Raw genomic sequence first — 14,897 nt, forward strand, 5'->3', positions numbered from 1 at the left:
ATGGCAAACATCGGCATCATCATTGGCAGCACCCGGCCGGGGCGCGTCGGACCTCAGGTCGCGGCATGGGTACACGAGCTCGCGGCGAAACGCTCAAGCGCAAACTACGAAGTCATCGACATTCAGGAGTTCGAGCTCCCGCTCTATGCAGAGGCAGTTCCCGCTGCGATGTCTCAGGGATATGAGTTGGCTCAGGTGCGACAGTGGTCGGAACGCATCAACGCACTCGACGGCTTCGTCTTCGTCACTCCTGAGTACAACCGAAGCATCCCAGGATCCCTGAAGAACGCGATCGATTATCTTGCCGGAGAGTTCGCCAACAAGGCCGCAGGCATTGTGAGCTACGGCTCCTCAGGTGGCGTGACCGCGGCAGAGCATCTGCGCATTTCGCTCTCGACGTTGCAGGTAGCAACCGTGCAGTCGGCACCGGCGTTCAACCTGTTTACTGACTTCGAGAATTTCAGCACATTCACCCCTTCTGCAGTTCACGAGCCCGCGGTAAGCCGGCTCCTGGACCAGGTCGAAGGGTGGACGCACGGGCTATCCCACGTCAGAGCGCTCTCGGCGCTCGCGGCTTGAAAGCCGTATTTCACACCACAACGCGCTCGTGGCTACCACCAGCGCACATCCGAAACACTGAAAGGCGCCCCATTATGAGCGCATATGCCATTATCAATGCCCGCGTCCTCGATGAGGAAGCAGGCGCCGCGTACGTTCCGCTCGCTGCGCAGTCCATCGCCGCGCACGGCGGCCGGTACCTCGTCGCGGGCCCCACACCGGTTCCTATCGAGGGGTCTTGGGACGCACCGCAGATCATCATCGTGGAGTTCGACAGCATGCAGCAGCTTCGTGACTGGTATGACTCTGCCGAGTATCGAGTGGCTCGTGAGCTTCGGGCAGGCAAGATTCAGGTAGACATGCTCTTCGCAGACGGCGTACCGGGGGCTTGAGCGTGAGCAACGTCGCCGTACCGACACATATGCGCGCGCTCACCACTACGCCGCCCGCACTGGCCCGTGTGGCTGAGGTGCCCGTGCCCCGCCCAACTGACGGCGAGGTGCTCGTGAGGGTCATCCTGTCTGCGGTCTGCCCACACGATCGCCCGGTCATGAGCGGCAGCTATCACGACGCCGGTCTGATCACGTTGCCGACCGTCGGGCTCGGGTGGGATGTTTTAGGTGAGGTAGTTTCGGCGAACGGCTCCAGGCAGTTCCTCGTTGGCGACCGCGTGGCAGGCACGGTATCCTCCTACGATCTGCCTAGCCGCGCCATCGCCGAATACGTTTCGCTACCCGCTGACTCGCTCGCGCACGTCCCTGAGAGCGTGGCCGATGAGGACGCAGTGGTGTCATTGATCAGCGGAATTACTGCGATTCAAGCTCTCGAGATATTCGGTGACACGCGGGGCCGTCTGTTGATCACTGCTGCGGCAGGCAACGTTGGTTCCTTCGCGATCCCGGTCGCTTTGGGCCTCGGATTCGCGGTCACCGGACAGGGTCGTGACACGGACAGGGAGTTCATCGAGGGACTCGGGGCGACGTTCACAGCCTCGGTTCACGGCGAGTACGACGCGGTCTTTGATGCAGCGGCTCTGGGGGCTGAGCTGTTGGGGGTGCTCGCAGATGGGGGCACGTATGTAGGGGTGCACCCGGGTGGCGAGCCAGTCGCACAGCGAGGCATTCGTGTCTCCGCGGTCGACGCGAAGCCGAGCGGCAGCGACATCGCCGAGATCCTTGACCTGATCGCGGTAGGCCGTGCGCAGCCACGCATCATCGAGCGGGTGTCGATGGAGGAGTCTGCACAGCTGCTCAATGGGCCGGCACCGCGGGGCGCGCGCGGGCGGGTTATCGTCACAATCTGACGGCTGTGGCTGTGGCTGTGGCTGCGGCCGCGGCCGCCTGACAGGGGTGCGTCCGGCAACTCGATGTCAGTTTGGGCGGAGGAGCGGCTTTATAGGCGGAGCTTCGCGCCCAAAGTGACACGAAGATGGTGCGGGGACGTTGCGGGGATGGTGCGGGGACGGTGACGAGGACGGGGTGGTGCGGGGGATAGGTCGTCGGTCGGTGAACGGGGCCGGGCGGCGGGTCAGCTGCCGGCCGGGTCCTTCGGGATAGGGGTGACGATGACCTGGTTGAACAGTTCCGTGTCGCGCCCGAGGCCAGAGATCGGCTCGAGGATCGCACGCACCTCTTGCATGTCGGCAAAGCTCGTATCCGGGAGATAGCGCGCTGAGAGGGTCAGCTCATCGCCCCTGATATTCATTCGGAGGGTTCCGCCCTCCGGGAGCTCGGCGTGCGCCCGTTCGGCCGCGGCGTATGCGGCGGCGGGGAACGCGCTGAGCGCGCCGACCGACGGACCAGCGGGGGAGAAGGAGACGGCGAAGCCGTCGGGCTCGGGAGACCAGACCTCGAAACTGGCTTTGAAGTCGCTGCTTGCGAAGAGGAGTTCGGCGGCAGCGCGCGTGCCCTCCAGGGTATACGTCTGCACGACGAGGTCGGTCTCACGGGTGGCGCTTACGGCAACGCCGCCTGGAACCGCGCGCACTGCGTCAAGCAGCTCCCGTTCTCCCGAAGGATCCCCGGATTTCAGCAGGATCGGGCTCACGCCAGCTGCGATCCCTGCCGCGTCTGCCGCAGCGAGGAACGCGGCTGCCTCCGGCGAGCTGAAGTTGGCGTCGGCTGCCAATCGTACGGTGATGGAGTCGTCTGTCGCGAGGATCCCTGTGTATGGCAGGGCGAGGGCCGCAGCCAGCGCCGGAGCGATGCGCTCGAAATCTGCGTCGGGTGTGAGCCACACATCCACCCGCGCCCCGCCGTCGTTCCAGAGGTCACCGTCGGACACCTCTGTGCCGCGAACGCTCAGCGGCACGTCGGTGATGCGGGCGGTGAGTTCCCTGATCGCATCGATGAGCATGGCGCCTTCGGTGACGGGCACGTTGACGCTGTAGCTAGCCGCGGGAAAGTTCCAATCTCGGCTCATATCCGCAGGATCGATTTCAGACCAGCCCGCCTGCTCGAAGTTCCCCACAAAGTCAGGCCCGAGCGCGGCCATGGCCGCCATGGCGTGTGAGAACCGTGCGAGTTCGTCGGCGTCGATACACGCCCTCGTCGCGATTTCGTACTTGTCGACGCGTCGCTCGCCGACCACGCTGCCGCTCGTTGAGACGCTGATGGAGGTAATCGTGGGATCCGACTCGCAGCTCACCGCTGCGATCTTGCGTGCCTCAGCCTCGGAAATACCGGGAGCCAGGACGAGCGTGACGTCGTGCTTGACACCGCCGTTTGGCCAGGTGTTCGCATAGATGAGCTTGAGAGATTCGACGCCGGGGAGCGCCTCGACCCTGTCTGCCCAGGCACGCTGCTTGATCTGCCAGCTCGCGCAACCACTCAGCACAAGCGCGGCGGCTGTGAGCAAGGTCACAGCTGCTCCTGCGCGGGCCATCCGTAGAATCATAGGAACAGCCTACGCAGCACCCGCATCCCGCGTCTCCATACGCCGCGTCACAGCTTCAGCGGAATCGCCTTGAGTTGGTTGAGTCGCACGCCAGTGGCTTTCGCGAGGGAGACCACGTCGGGCGCCTCGTGCCGCCGCGCCGAGTCGATGATGATCGACGCGCAGGCCTCAGCGTCGGCGAGGGCCTCGTGGTGCGAAAAGTCCCCGTAGCCGGCAGCCGCTGCTGAGAGGGGGAGCCGGTGAGACGGAATGTCGTAGGTCTTTCGCGACACCTGCACGCTGCACAGATACTTCAACCGTGGCGTCGGGAGTACCGCCTCCGCACACGCGGCGCGGATCACACCCATGTCGAACGATGCGTTGTGCGCGACGGTGACGTCATCACCGATGAACGCGAGGAGATCGTCGAACTGCTCACTCCACGTCGGAGCGTTCGCGACCATATCGGCTGTGATGTTGTGGATCTTCACGTTGAAGGAGAGGAACCTCGGGTGGCTCGCTGGCGGCTTGATGAGCCACTCTGTGCGATCCACCACGACACCATCTCGCACCCGCGCGAGCCCGACGGAGCAGGCGGAAGACGGGTGTCCGTTGGCGGTCTCGAAGTCGATCGCGGTGAAGTCAATTGGCACCGAATGATCCTCCCACACCCCGCTGACATCCTCCGGCGATGACCGCGCACCGCCTGGGCGGGTAGACTTAACCCCCGTGGCTCTAACTATCGGAATCGTGGGTCTGCCCAATGTTGGCAAGTCGACCCTCTTCAACGCTCTCACGCACAACGACGCGCTCGCAGCGAACTACCCGTTCGCGACGATCGAGCCGAACGTTGGCGTCGTCAACCTCCCTGATCCGCGGCTGGACAAGCTCGCCGAGATCTTCGGCAGCGAGCGGATCCTCCCCGCCCCCGTCAGCTTCGTCGACATCGCCGGCATTGTGCGCGGCGCGAGCGAGGGCGAGGGGCTCGGCAACCAATTCCTCGCGAACATTCGCGAATCTGACGCGATCGCTCAGGTTGTTCGTGGCTTCTCCGACCCCGACGTGATCCACGTCGACGGCGGCGTGAACCCCGCGAGCGACATGGAGACGATCAATACCGAGCTGATCCTCGCCGACATGCAGACCATCGAGAAGGCGCTTCCGCGCTACGAGAAGGAACTCAAGGGCAAGAAGATTGACGCGGCCGTCGTCGATTCAGCGAAGGCCGCGATGGCGGCACTGAACGATGGCACGCCGCTGTCGCTCGCCGGTGTGGATCTCGAGCCGATCCGCGAGCTCGGGCTGCTCACCGCGAAGCCCTTCCTCTACGTCTTCAACGTCGACGAGGGTGTGCTGCAGGACAAGGCGAAGCTCGCTGAGCTCGCGGACCTCGTTGCGCCAGCGAAGGCGATCTTCCTCGACGCGAAGCTCGAGAGCGAGCTCATCGAGCTCGACGACGATGACGCTGCGGAGCTCCTCGCCTCGATCGGCCAGGAGGAGAGCGGCCTCGACCAGCTCGCCCGCATCGGCTTCGAGACGCTCGGGCTGCAGACCTACCTCACAGCTGGCCCCAAGGAGGCGCGCGCCTGGACCATCCCGAAGGGCGCAACCGCACCGCAGGCCGCAGGCGTGATCCACGGCGACTTCGAGAAGGGCTTCATCAAGGGCGAGATCATCTCGTTCGAAGACCTCGTCGAGACCGGCTCGGTTGCCGAGGCCCGCGCGAAGGGCAAGGCCCGCATGGAGGGCAAGGACTACGTTATGCAGGACGGTGACGTCTGCGAGTGGCGGTTTAACGTCTAGTCGCATTGCGATAGCCCGTCACAACGGGTGACACAGGCGCCGGATCCCACAGCGGGGTCCGGCGCTTGTGCGTTCTGCCGCGGCCGCCTCCGTGGCCGCGGAGCCGGAAATCCACTCATGCGAGAAGAAACTCCGGCGTTTGACCGTTCGGCTTCATTCATTGCGGAGGGCGGCACGATGGTGCAGCAGCAAAGTGCAAGCTCCCTCGAAGCAGCTCCCGCCGATCTCAATCTATAGTCGAGCCATGGCCGACATGACGAATTGCGTTACTGCACCGATGACATGTAAACATCCATGAGCTTGCCTGCCCACTCCTCATACGTTGCCATCTGGCCTTCGGTGCCCTTGGCCTTGAACATGTACTCAGCCATCTTGCTGACACCCTCATTTGAGAGTTCTGCACACTCTGTCATCGAAAGGACTTGGCATTCCTCAGTTAGCCTTGCAGAATACTCGTCATAAATCGCTTGGTAGCCCTCTGGCGAGGCTTCAGGCTGGACTACCTCTTCTTCAGCCTCTTCTTCAACTGCTTCGGCGGTCGGCGTAGTCGGTTCAACTTCCTCCACTGAGTCTTTGACCGGGGGTGCTTCGGTGCTGGGAGAGCTACAGCCCACGAGGAGCAACGCAGAGGCTGCGGCCATCGTGGCCAGCGTGCTTAACTTCAGAGTGTTCGTCATAGTTTCATGCCGCTGAAGACCAGCGACCTCCTTTTTCTCTCACGCACGGACTGTGCAGTTGGGTGCCAGGCTTACCCGGCATTTATCTCCACGAGTGGCTTTCCTGACGAGGTGATGCGAAAAGACAACTATGGTGGAGCTTTAATCTTCACATGTAATGGCTATGCGAACAAGGCAAGCAAGCTCCTTGGAGGCAAGCGCAGAATTGAGGCGGGTCTTCACGGTATCTGGATCGAACGTTGTGTGTCTTCGCGGGGCGGGTAGTGCAGCTTTGGTTCCACGAGCGCTCTCACCAGTGCCCTCTCGACGTCGAGATTTTGCCCCTGAAGCGTTTGCCAGCGCTGGAAGCCGCCTCCGCCGCCAGTAGCGGGCAGGTGAGTCGCGGCGCATTGCCGACCGCCGCGGGCGACTCAGTGACCGGCGATCCGATTGAGCGTGGCCACAAGAGTGCTAAAAGTCTGCACGCCCTCAGGGGTGAGCCTCACGACGGTTGCTCCGTAGCGGGACCGGCGCTCCTTCGACATCTGGACTAGGCCGCGCTCCTCGAGATCACGAAGGATCTTCGAGAGATCTGGCATCGATAGGCCCGTCGACTCCTGCAAGGCAGGGTAGTCTGCCTGCTCCACCTTGCTGAGGTGAGACAGCGTGACGAAGCGCTTGGGTGCGACAAGGTGCGCATCTATTTCCGCGTAGGACATCGCAGTTAGCGGCGAATCAACAGCACGATGTAGAAGATCAACCAGGCGACCGGGGCGAAGCTCGCGGCGAGAATCGCTTCGGGGAAGGGGACTGTGTCGCCGTACATGATGCCGCGCCACACAGGGATCAATACCCAGACGGTGAATACCGTCAACACCACCCTCCCCTTCAAGCGCGGTTCGTTGGGGCGGGTGACCCTGTTGTTCAGCCACCAGTGAGACGAAAGAATCGCCGCCAGTGCAGGGGTGAGTGCCCACCAAGGAAATCCGCCAACTGCCAGGAGTCCAGCTGCGAAAGAGAGCGCGATCGTGGCGGCCGCGCTGACGCGGTCACCGATTCCGAATGCTCTCCGTGGCCGGTCCGGCACTGAGTTGAGCAGGTGCTGCGCTTCGGCAGCAGAAATGGGATGCTGCCCACTGTGCTCTGTGTTGATCATAATGCGAGACTAGCAACTGGTTGCAAATAATGAAAGTAGGCCTTTGGTCATGTGATCGATCGGCCGCAGGGAAGCGGTGGATCGGCGAAGCCGCTCGTGCGAGTGTCAGACTGGTTGCATGACGAGCTCACCGACCCAGGTCGACATTCGTTCCTACGGGAGCGCCGCCGCGGCGTATCAATGAGATCGTTCATGGCAAGCGTGGGGTCAGCGCTGACACCGCGTTGCGGTTGTCAAAGTACTTCGGTACGTCGCCCGAGTTTTGGATCAATCTGCAAAGTCACTATGAACTCGATCGCGCAGAGGACGCAGCTGGGAGCGAGATTGCCGCGATTGTGCCGTTGCGAGCGGCGTGAGTAATCCCACCGGCGAAGCCGCGCGGTCCGCACCGCGTATGCGCTGCGTGCGAAGGAATATATTGAGGTGCTCGGAACCCTCGAAGTGATGTCTGCGGTGGATCGACTTGCGATTGCAACATGGGCTCGTCAGGTAGACGGCCGAATTATTGACGCAGGCTGCGGGCCGGGGCACTGGACTGATTACCTGCGTGATCTCGGAACGGGGATCGTGGGTGTCGACATCGTGCCTGCGTTCATCGAAAGCGCTCGAAGTCGGTTTCCAGACACGACGTTCAAACTCGGGGAGCTGAACTCGTTGCCGGCAGAGTCGGCTAGCCTGGGCGGGATCCTCGCCTGGTACTCCGTGATCCATCTGTCGCCGACTCTACTGCCCGCGACCTTCCAAGAGTTCGCCCGTTGTCTTGCGCCGGGGGGAAAGTTGCTCCTCGGATTCTTCGAAGGACATCGGGTTGAGGAATTCGATCACGCGGTCGCCACTGCTTATTTTTGGTCGGTGGATGAGATGACTCGGCTCCTTGCTGATGCAGGTTTCGAGGTCACCGAGGTGCAGACGCGGATCGACCCCGGTGCTCGACCGCACGCCGCGATAGCTGCGCAGCGCGCGCATGGACCATCCCGAAGGGTGCAACCGAACCGCAGGCCGTAGGCCTGATCCACGGCGACTTCGCGGAGGGCTTTATCAGGGGCGAGCGGCTTTTGCGTTCGTGGGGTGTGCCTCCCGAACTCTTCAGGGCCCTACCGCGAGGCCGCAGCTGGTGATATTTCCGCACTGAGGCGGGGTATTTGGTGCGCGCGAACGAAAATGTGACTCAGTGTTACGGGCCGCAACCCATGCGTCTGGCTTATTCAATATATTAGCTACGCCTATGTGGCGGGTTTTGTTTGCGACTACCGACTGTCGTGCGCCCGCGCAGGGAACGTATGGAGCGAACGACCCAAGTGATAGAGATCAGAGACGCCAGAAAGTCGTTCGGGAGCCACACGGTACTCGACGGAATTAACCTCTCGATAGCCCGCAACGATATCTTCGGTCTGATTGGCGTAAGCGGCGCGGGGAAGTCAACCCTGCTGCGCTGCCTGAACAGACTCGAAGAGCTCGACTCTGGGCAAATCATTGTTGACGGCGTCGACATTGGTGGGCTTCGCAAAGCTGAACTACTTGAGTTCCGCCGCAGCATCGGCATGGTATTTCAGCAGTTCTCGCTGCTCGAACGTAAGAGCGTATACGACAACGTTTACTTCCCGCTGAAGTGCACGGGAGCGAAGCGCCAACGTGTGGACTCCCGGATCAAGGACATCCTTGATCTTGTGGGTCTTGGCGACAAGATGCACGCACTACCGAGGGAGCTCAGCGGCGGTCAAAAGCAGCGTGTCGCCATCGCTCGTGCGCTTGTCAGTGAGCCGTCGATCCTGCTGAGTGACGAGGCCACCTCCGCTTTGGACCCCAACATCACCGAAAGCGTGCTCGGGCTGCTGCGGCGCATCAACAGGGAGCTGGGCCTCACGATCGTTGTCGTAACGCACGAAGTGTCCGTGATGAAAGCGGTATGCACACGGATGGGGTTGCTCAACCACGGGCAACTGCAAGCACTTGGAACCTCGGAGGAGTTCTTTCTCGAGCGCCCCGAACTGCTCACCGAGTTCACCCGTGATGCCGGTTGGCTCCCCAACGTGTCGTCGGACGAGGCGCTGCTGCGAGTTGTGCTTCGTGGCGACCGCGATGCGTCCCTTATCTCCGAGCTGGCGATCCGCACCGGTGTGCGATTTGAAGTTTCGTGGGGCGGGCTAGATCGTTACGGTGAGTCGGTCGCGGGGTCGTTCGTGCTCAAGGCCCCTCGGCCGCAGCTCGGTGAAATTACGCGCGGGCTCGAAGCCCTCGGCGCACAGTGGCGGGAAGTCTGAACATGTACGACTATTCATTCTGGGATCTCTGGGAAAACATCATTTTCCCCGGCCTCATCGACACGCTCATCATGCTTGCCGGCTCCGCCATCACTTGCGGGATCGTCGGGTTCATCGTCGCGCTTGTGCTCGTCACCACTGATCCACGAGGGCTGCGACCGAATCGCGCTGTCTACGAGGCAACGAGCACGATTGTCGGACTCCTGTGGTCGCTACCGTTCATCATTCTTGCGATCTCGATCATCCCGCTCACCCGGTTCGTTGTGGGGACTTCCATCGGGGTCTGGGCTGCGGTATTCGCGATTACGTTCGCTGGCAGCCCTTTCATCGCCAGGCTCCTCGAATCCGCGTTTAAAGAGGTTAATCCGAGCCTCATTGAGGCCGCCCGCTCCCTCGGCGCGAGTGACTGGCAGATCACACTCAGAGTGATCGTGCCGGAGGCGGTTCCCGCAATGGTCTCCCAAATGACGCTCGGCGTGATTACGCTGCTCGGGTTCACGGCTATTGCCGGCACGATCGGGGCCGGTGGCCTTGGCGCCGTCGCACTCACATACGGCTACCAAAACTTCAATGACCAGGTGATGTACGGAACGGCGCTGCTGCTGGTGCTCATAGTCGTGATCATTCAGCTCGCCGGCAACGCGCTTTACCGCAAGATCAAATAACACCCAGCTCGGTCACGAGCATGACATCAGAAGGACCCCTTGTGAAGAAGAATCTACGCGCCATCGCCGCAATCACGGCGGCGCTCGGCCTCGCCGCGTCACTCGCGGCATGCTCCTCGGATGGGGCCGGCGACGCCGGCGCTGCCGACGAGCAAGACGTTACAGTGCAGGTCGGAATTCTCTCCCGCGAGCAACCCGAAATCGAGTTCCTCGCGAAGCACCTGAAGGAAGAGGGGATCACGCTCGAATTCAAGAGCTTCGATGACAACATCGCCTTGAACCGTGCCACGGCGGAGGGGAGCCTTGACGCGAACTTCTTCCAGAACGCAACGTACCTCAAGGCGCAAAACGAGAGCACAGGGCAGAACCTCCAGGCATATGGGGACTGGCTGCAGACGAGCGCAGTGCAGTTTGTCTCGAGTAAGTACGACTCCATCGACGCGCTCCCTGATGGTGCCTCGATCGGCATTGCGAACGACCAGGCCAACCGCGCGCGCGAGCTCCAGCTCCTCGAGAGCAACGGACTGATCGAACTTAAGGCCGGCGTCGAGTTGCCGTCCACGCTCGACATCACCGCGAATCCGAAAAACATCAAGTGGGTTGAGGTCGACCCGCGTAGCCGCGTTGGTGCGTTCCCTGACCTCGACGCAATGACAGCCCCGGCGATCACCGTGTATCTGATGGAGGATCCGTCGGTGAACGCGCTCGCGGAGGAGACCCCAGAGGTCTACGAAACCTACGGCGGGGTGCTCTGGGTCGTCGCAGAGGGAACTACGGATCTGCCGTGGCTCGACACCGCGATCGAGTTCATGCAGTCGGACACCTACAAGGACTGGCTTGCAGACCACTACAAGAACATCAAGAAGACGCCGCAGGCTTCCTAACCTGCACTCACGATAGGAATTCATCATGGTATCCGTAGTCGCAACAACCGACCTCCCACTTGAGCGAGTTGACATTCCGCAATTCGTTGATCGTCTTGGGGAGGCTGCACGCATCGGGCTGGGTCTCCCGCCAGGACTGCGCAGCGTCTATCTTGTGCCCCTCACGAAGGAGTACACGACAGCGAAGGACGGGTTCGAAGCTACGATTGTGCTCTACAGTGCTCCCGGAAAGACGCTCGAGCAGAAGCGCGCGGCGATCGCTGACCTGAACAGTGTGGTGCAGTCATACGACTGGGGCGGGGACGCAAAAGTTGTCGTGATCATCAAGGAACATGAGCCAGAAAACGTTGGCGTCAACGGGGTGCTGCGCTGGGACACGCTGAACCAACCGAGCGAATAGCACACCAGAGCAACGTAGGCGGGCGGCGGGGATTCCCGCCGTCCGCTCCGACGAGGAACGAGGAGAATGATGAAGTACCGCCAGATCGGTCACAGTGGGAAGCAAGCGTCGGCAGTTACGTTCGGTGCCATGGGCATTGGTGGGGGATTCCGCTACCCGGATGCTGACGACACCACCTCGATCGCCGCAGTGCACGCGGCACTCGATGCGGGAATCACGACGTTCGATACCGCGCCTGTCTACGGCTTTGGACACAGCGAGGAGGTACTCGGTCGCGCGCTCGCTGGGCGGCGCGATGACGTGGTGATCTCGACGAAGTGCGGCCTCTGGTGGGGCGATGATGAGGGCACCTACCGCTTCACGTGGGACGGTAACGAAGTGAAGCGTAACCTCAGCCCGCGCACGATCCGCATCGAAGTAGAAGAGAGTCTGCGTCGGCTCGACACCGACCACATCGATATCTACTACACCCACAATCCCACTGCGCCTCCGTTTGTGACACCCATTGAAGACACGATCGAAGTGCTCACGGAACTGCGCGACGAGGGCAAGATTCTCGAGATCGGCGCTTCGAACTGCCCGCGCTCCGACGTTGAAGCCTATCTCGCCCGCGATGCGATCCAGATCGTGCAGCGCAAATTCAGCCTGTTCGACCGTGGAGTGCGCACGGAACTGTTGCCGTTCCTCGAAAAACAGCAGCTCTCGCTCCACGCCTACTCGCCGCTTGGCAACGGGCTGCTTGGTGGTGGGTTCACAGTCGAAAGCGGAGCAGCGCCGGCAGGTTCGCGCGATACCGATCCACTCTTTGGCGAACACTTCGAGCGCTCTCTCGCGTTCGTTGACGGAGTGCGCGGTATCGCGAATGAGCTCGGCTCGACAGTTCCTGCGCTCTCAATCGCCTATCTGCTTGCCGTGTCAGAACGGGTCAACGTGATCACGGGTATTCGGAAGCCTTCGCACATCGCCGACGCGGTCTCTGGCGCTCAACTCGAGCTGCCTGAGGGCACCGTTGCTCGGCTCGATGCCCTCGCTGATGCTTTCGACGCCAGCATTGAGGCAGCCTAACGTGTCCGCCCCAACGCTGCGTGAGGCCTGGACGGCGGATCGCCTCGATACTGCGGTGCGAGACTACATCCACTTTCATCGCCATCCCGAACTGTCCGGCCAAGAGGAACGAACGGCGGCGGCGATCCGTGAGCGGCTCGTCGCGCTCGGGCTCGAGGTGCACGACGTCGGAACGCACGGTGTGGTGGGAGTGCTCCGAAACGGCGACGGCCCCGTCGTTGCCTACCGGGCAGATATAGACGGACTGCCGATCAGCGAGGACACAGGCCTTGACTACGCGAGCACGGACACTGCCGTACTCGACGGAACACAGGTTCCTACTATGCACGCCTGTGGGCACGATACTCACATCGCGGTCGCCCTCGCCCTCCTCGGGGCGCTTGCGGAATCACCAGCAGCGTGGTCCGGCACGGTTGTCTGGATCTTCCAACCCGCGGAGGAGACAGCAGCTGGTGCAGCAGGCATGATCGCGGACGGGCTCTGGGATCGTGTGCCGCGTCCGACGGTGGTACTCGGCCAGCACGTCACGGCGATCGCCGCCGGGCAGGTGAGCATTGGCGCGGGCAACATCATGAATCTGGGCGATTCTTGGCGGATCACGATCCGCGGTCGAGGTGCGCACGGTGCGAAGCCGCAGGACTCCATTGACCCGATTGTGATCGCTGCGCACACTATTGTGCGGCTGCAGACGATTGTCTCGCGTGAGACCGATCCGGCTCATCCTGTTGTGGTCACGGTCGGTCAGATACACGCTGGGCTCAAGGAAAACATCATCCCAGACGAAGCCGTCTTTGCGCTCAACGTGCGAACTCCAGACACTGTTGTGCGTGAGCGCGTACTCGATGCGGTGCGCCGCATCGTTGACGCCGAAGCGGCAGCCGGGGGCGCTGAGCCACCACGCTTCGAGAGCATTAGTCACTTCCCCCGTTGCTACAACGACCCTGAACACGCTGAGGTCGCTGCGCTTGCGCTCGACGAAGAATTCGGCGGTGCATCGGTGAGCAGGTCGCTTCGCGCGACCGGGAGCGAAGACGTCGGCGCTCTCGCCGACGCGATCGGCGTTCCGCTGGTGTTCTGGATGTTTGGTGCGTACGCTCCGGGCCGCGAGACGATGCCTGCGAACCACAGCCCGCACTTCGCGCCTGACGGGCGTGAAGCTGTTGATACTGGGGCGCGGGCTGGGCTGGCCGTACTCGGACGGTTCCTCGCAACCTGACTGTGGGCGTTCAAGCTCGTGGCGGCGTTCTCTCGCCACGAGCTTGAAGGCCTGGCGGCGCGCGTTTGCGGCGCCTGCTGGTACCAGCGACGGGGGCCAGCTCAAATACTGCTTTGCGTCTCCCGCTGCGCCGTCTGGCGGCGCGCGTCAGCGGTGTCGGGCCCGTAAAACTCCGGGTGCTGCGCTTTATACGCGATGAGGTCGCGCACGTTCTTCTGCACAACGACGACAGCGAACACGGCCATCGCGAAGGTCATGCCGTACAGGCCGTTTTCGCTTGGCAGCAGTGGGCTATTCCAGAGCCCCCACGCGAGCATTCCGAGGCTGATGCCGAGGCCGAGCCACGAGACTCCGAGATAGATCGAGGTCACCGGCACTCCCTCGTGGCGATCGCGCACCGACTTTTGTAGCCCGACCGCGCTGACGAGGCCGAAGAAGAAGGAGCCAAGGAAGAAGCCCTTCTCGAAGGGATCCATGTCGGCGCGCCAGAGGCTGACGAAGTAGACGATCACCGAGAGTGCGAGTGCGGCCCAGGCCGCCCCAACGAAGGCTCCTGTTGGCTTGCCGAATTGTTCGCGGCGGTTGGGTGTTGCCTCTTGATCCATGGTGATGCTCCTTTGCGTGAGATTAGGGAAACCGTAGCGAACACCATATGTACGCGGAGGAACATATGGGCGGACGGCGGTCCTGTGCCAAGGGCTTGCTACGCTGACGGGGTGCCATCACCTCAGCATTCAAAACGCCAGCAGATCTGCCTGCGGCGTGACGATCACAGCCCCCGCAGTGTGGTGCTACTCATCGAGACGCCCGTTGCCGCGCCGGCGGAACGCTGCTTTGAACTCAGCCTCTCGATCGACGCGCACTCGCTGTCGATGCACGACTCCCGTGAGCGCGCAGTCGCGGGAGTCACCTCCGGCGTCATCGGGGAGGGGGAAGAGGTCACCTGGAGTGCGCGACACTTCGGGATTCGCTTCCGGATGACGTCTCGAATCGTGGCCTTCGCTCCACCCACAAGCTTTGTTGACGCGCAGACCCGCGGTCCATTCGCCCACTGGTGGCACGAGCACGAATTTGTGGAGACGACCGAGGGCACCCTCATGATCGACCGGATCTCGTTTGCCTCACCGTGTGGTTTCATCGGGCGAGCGGTGGATCGGTGGATCCTGGCGCGCTACATGGCGAACCTCATCACCCGCCGCAACGACTGGCTCGTCGAAGAGCTGGAGTCCGAATCCGCTGGTGCATAAACCGGCCGTTACGGAATGCGCGTGTTCCCTGGGACCCCGTCGAAGCGCTGGACACAAGTCGGCGCGACCCACCCGCGGCAGTCCCGCCTGCAAGGGGGCCGCTGGCCGCGGA

General features: G+C 62.3%; 18 protein-coding genes and 3 pseudogenes. 14 read left to right on the plus strand and 7 right to left on the minus strand.

Features of this window, described 5'->3' with window-relative positions:
- The 3 genes from SD72_RS03660 (at position 1) to SD72_RS03670 (ending at position 1,861) form a co-directional block, all read left to right on the plus strand.
- Positions 1 to 579 (plus strand): NADPH-dependent FMN reductase, encoded by a 579-nt coding sequence (locus SD72_RS03660; RefSeq protein WP_042543072.1) that lies wholly within the window; start codon positions 1 to 3, stop codon positions 577 to 579.
- Positions 580 to 653: 74 nt separating this feature from the next.
- The gene (locus SD72_RS03665) at positions 654 to 950 is read left to right on the plus strand and encodes a DUF1330 domain-containing protein (RefSeq protein WP_042543073.1); all 297 of its coding nucleotides are present in this window, start codon (positions 654 to 656) and stop codon (positions 948 to 950) included.
- Between the two features lie 68 nt (positions 951 to 1,018).
- A complete protein-coding gene (locus SD72_RS03670) occupies positions 1,019 to 1,861 on the plus strand; it encodes an alcohol dehydrogenase catalytic domain-containing protein (RefSeq protein WP_157000441.1) in 843 nt (280 codons plus the stop codon).
- A gap of 224 nt (positions 1,862 to 2,085) precedes the next feature.
- Here the strand turns inward: SD72_RS03670 and SD72_RS03675 are convergent, their stop codons facing one another.
- Positions 2,086 to 3,420, minus strand: coding sequence for a hypothetical protein (locus tag SD72_RS03675; protein WP_157000442.1), 1,335 nt, complete (start codon positions 3,418 to 3,420; stop codon positions 2,086 to 2,088).
- An 80-nt stretch (positions 3,421 to 3,500) separates the two neighbouring features.
- Complete coding sequence (locus SD72_RS03680) at positions 3,501 to 4,085, minus strand: 3'-5' exonuclease (RefSeq protein WP_042543076.1); 585 nt, start codon at positions 4,083 to 4,085, stop codon at positions 3,501 to 3,503.
- Positions 4,086 to 4,161: 76 nt separating this feature from the next.
- Between SD72_RS03680 and ychF the strand changes: the two genes are divergently transcribed.
- Positions 4,162 to 5,235: a redox-regulated ATPase YchF gene (gene ychF / locus SD72_RS03685; RefSeq protein ID WP_042543077.1), complete on the plus strand. Its 1,074-nt coding sequence runs from the start codon at positions 4,162 to 4,164 to the stop codon at positions 5,233 to 5,235.
- A 266-nt stretch (positions 5,236 to 5,501) separates the two neighbouring features.
- Here the strand turns inward: ychF and SD72_RS03690 are convergent, their stop codons facing one another.
- From SD72_RS03690 to SD72_RS03700, 3 genes are all read right to left on the minus strand, one after another.
- On the minus strand, positions 5,502 to 5,912 hold the full coding sequence (locus SD72_RS03690; protein ID WP_042543078.1) for a hypothetical protein: 411 nt from the start codon (positions 5,910 to 5,912) through the stop codon (positions 5,502 to 5,504).
- Positions 5,913 to 6,322: 410 nt separating this feature from the next.
- On the minus strand, positions 6,323 to 6,610 hold the full coding sequence (locus SD72_RS03695) for a transcriptional regulator (protein ID WP_042543079.1): 288 nt from the start codon (positions 6,608 to 6,610) through the stop codon (positions 6,323 to 6,325).
- 5 nt (positions 6,611 to 6,615) lie between these two features.
- Positions 6,616 to 7,047, minus strand: a complete 432-nt coding sequence (locus tag SD72_RS03700) for a hypothetical protein (protein ID WP_042543080.1) — start codon at positions 7,045 to 7,047, stop codon at positions 6,616 to 6,618.
- Positions 7,048 to 7,196: 149 nt separating this feature from the next.
- On the opposite strand from SD72_RS03700, the pseudogene SD72_RS17295 reads away from it, so the two are divergent.
- Positions 7,197 to 7,403: pseudogene (locus SD72_RS17295) on the plus strand (HigA family addiction module antitoxin); the annotation flags it as partial.
- A gap of 88 nt (positions 7,404 to 7,491) precedes the next feature.
- Positions 7,492 to 7,890, plus strand: a pseudogene (locus SD72_RS03710) (class I SAM-dependent methyltransferase); the annotation flags it as partial.
- On the opposite strand, the gene SD72_RS18650 reads toward SD72_RS03710, so the two are convergent.
- Positions 7,771 to 8,013, minus strand: coding sequence for a hypothetical protein (locus SD72_RS18650; protein ID WP_420038412.1), 243 nt, complete (start codon positions 8,011 to 8,013; stop codon positions 7,771 to 7,773). The pseudogene SD72_RS03710 and the gene SD72_RS18650 sit on opposite strands and share 120 nt — an antisense overlap.
- Here SD72_RS18650 and SD72_RS18655 point away from each other — a divergent pair.
- The 7 genes and pseudogenes from SD72_RS18655 to SD72_RS03740 all read left to right on the plus strand — a co-directional run.
- Positions 8,004 to 8,096 (plus strand): annotated as a pseudogene (locus tag SD72_RS18655) (DUF933 domain-containing protein); the annotation flags it as partial. The gene SD72_RS18650 and the pseudogene SD72_RS18655 overlap by 10 nt on opposite strands.
- A gap of 249 nt (positions 8,097 to 8,345) precedes the next feature.
- Positions 8,346 to 9,308: a methionine ABC transporter ATP-binding protein gene (locus SD72_RS03715; RefSeq protein ID WP_042543190.1), complete on the plus strand. Its 963-nt coding sequence runs from the start codon at positions 8,346 to 8,348 to the stop codon at positions 9,306 to 9,308.
- Positions 9,309 to 9,310: 2 nt separating this feature from the next.
- Positions 9,311 to 9,973 carry a methionine ABC transporter permease gene (locus tag SD72_RS03720; RefSeq protein WP_042543082.1) on the plus strand — a complete coding sequence of 221 codons (663 nt, stop codon included), beginning with the start codon at positions 9,311 to 9,313 and terminating at the stop codon, positions 9,971 to 9,973.
- A gap of 41 nt (positions 9,974 to 10,014) precedes the next feature.
- Positions 10,015 to 10,857 carry a MetQ/NlpA family ABC transporter substrate-binding protein gene (locus SD72_RS03725; protein ID WP_052492442.1) on the plus strand — a complete coding sequence of 281 codons (843 nt, stop codon included), beginning with the start codon at positions 10,015 to 10,017 and terminating at the stop codon, positions 10,855 to 10,857.
- A gap of 25 nt (positions 10,858 to 10,882) precedes the next feature.
- The gene (locus SD72_RS03730; RefSeq protein WP_042543083.1) at positions 10,883 to 11,257 is read left to right on the plus strand and encodes a tautomerase family protein; all 375 of its coding nucleotides are present in this window, start codon (positions 10,883 to 10,885) and stop codon (positions 11,255 to 11,257) included.
- Between the two features lie 66 nt (positions 11,258 to 11,323).
- Positions 11,324 to 12,322, plus strand: coding sequence for an aldo/keto reductase (locus tag SD72_RS03735; RefSeq protein WP_052492443.1), 999 nt, complete (start codon positions 11,324 to 11,326; stop codon positions 12,320 to 12,322).
- A gap of 1 nt (position 12,323) precedes the next feature.
- Positions 12,324 to 13,538 (plus strand): amidohydrolase, encoded by a 1,215-nt coding sequence (locus tag SD72_RS03740; protein ID WP_232299629.1) that lies wholly within the window; start codon positions 12,324 to 12,326, stop codon positions 13,536 to 13,538.
- A gap of 101 nt (positions 13,539 to 13,639) precedes the next feature.
- Here SD72_RS03740 and SD72_RS03745 read toward each other — a convergent pair whose 3' ends face one another.
- Positions 13,640 to 14,143 (minus strand): YiaA/YiaB family inner membrane protein, encoded by a 504-nt coding sequence (locus tag SD72_RS03745; RefSeq protein ID WP_042543084.1) that lies wholly within the window; start codon positions 14,141 to 14,143, stop codon positions 13,640 to 13,642.
- 111 nt (positions 14,144 to 14,254) lie between these two features.
- On the opposite strand from SD72_RS03745, the gene SD72_RS03750 reads away from it, so the two are divergent.
- Positions 14,255 to 14,785, plus strand: a complete 531-nt coding sequence (locus tag SD72_RS03750; RefSeq protein WP_232299630.1) for an SRPBCC family protein — start codon at positions 14,255 to 14,257, stop codon at positions 14,783 to 14,785.
- Positions 14,786 to 14,897: the final 112 nt, after the last annotated feature.

This window comes from Leucobacter komagatae, assembly GCF_000834055.1.
Lineage (GTDB): Bacteria > Actinomycetota > Actinomycetes > Actinomycetales > Microbacteriaceae > Leucobacter > Leucobacter komagatae_A.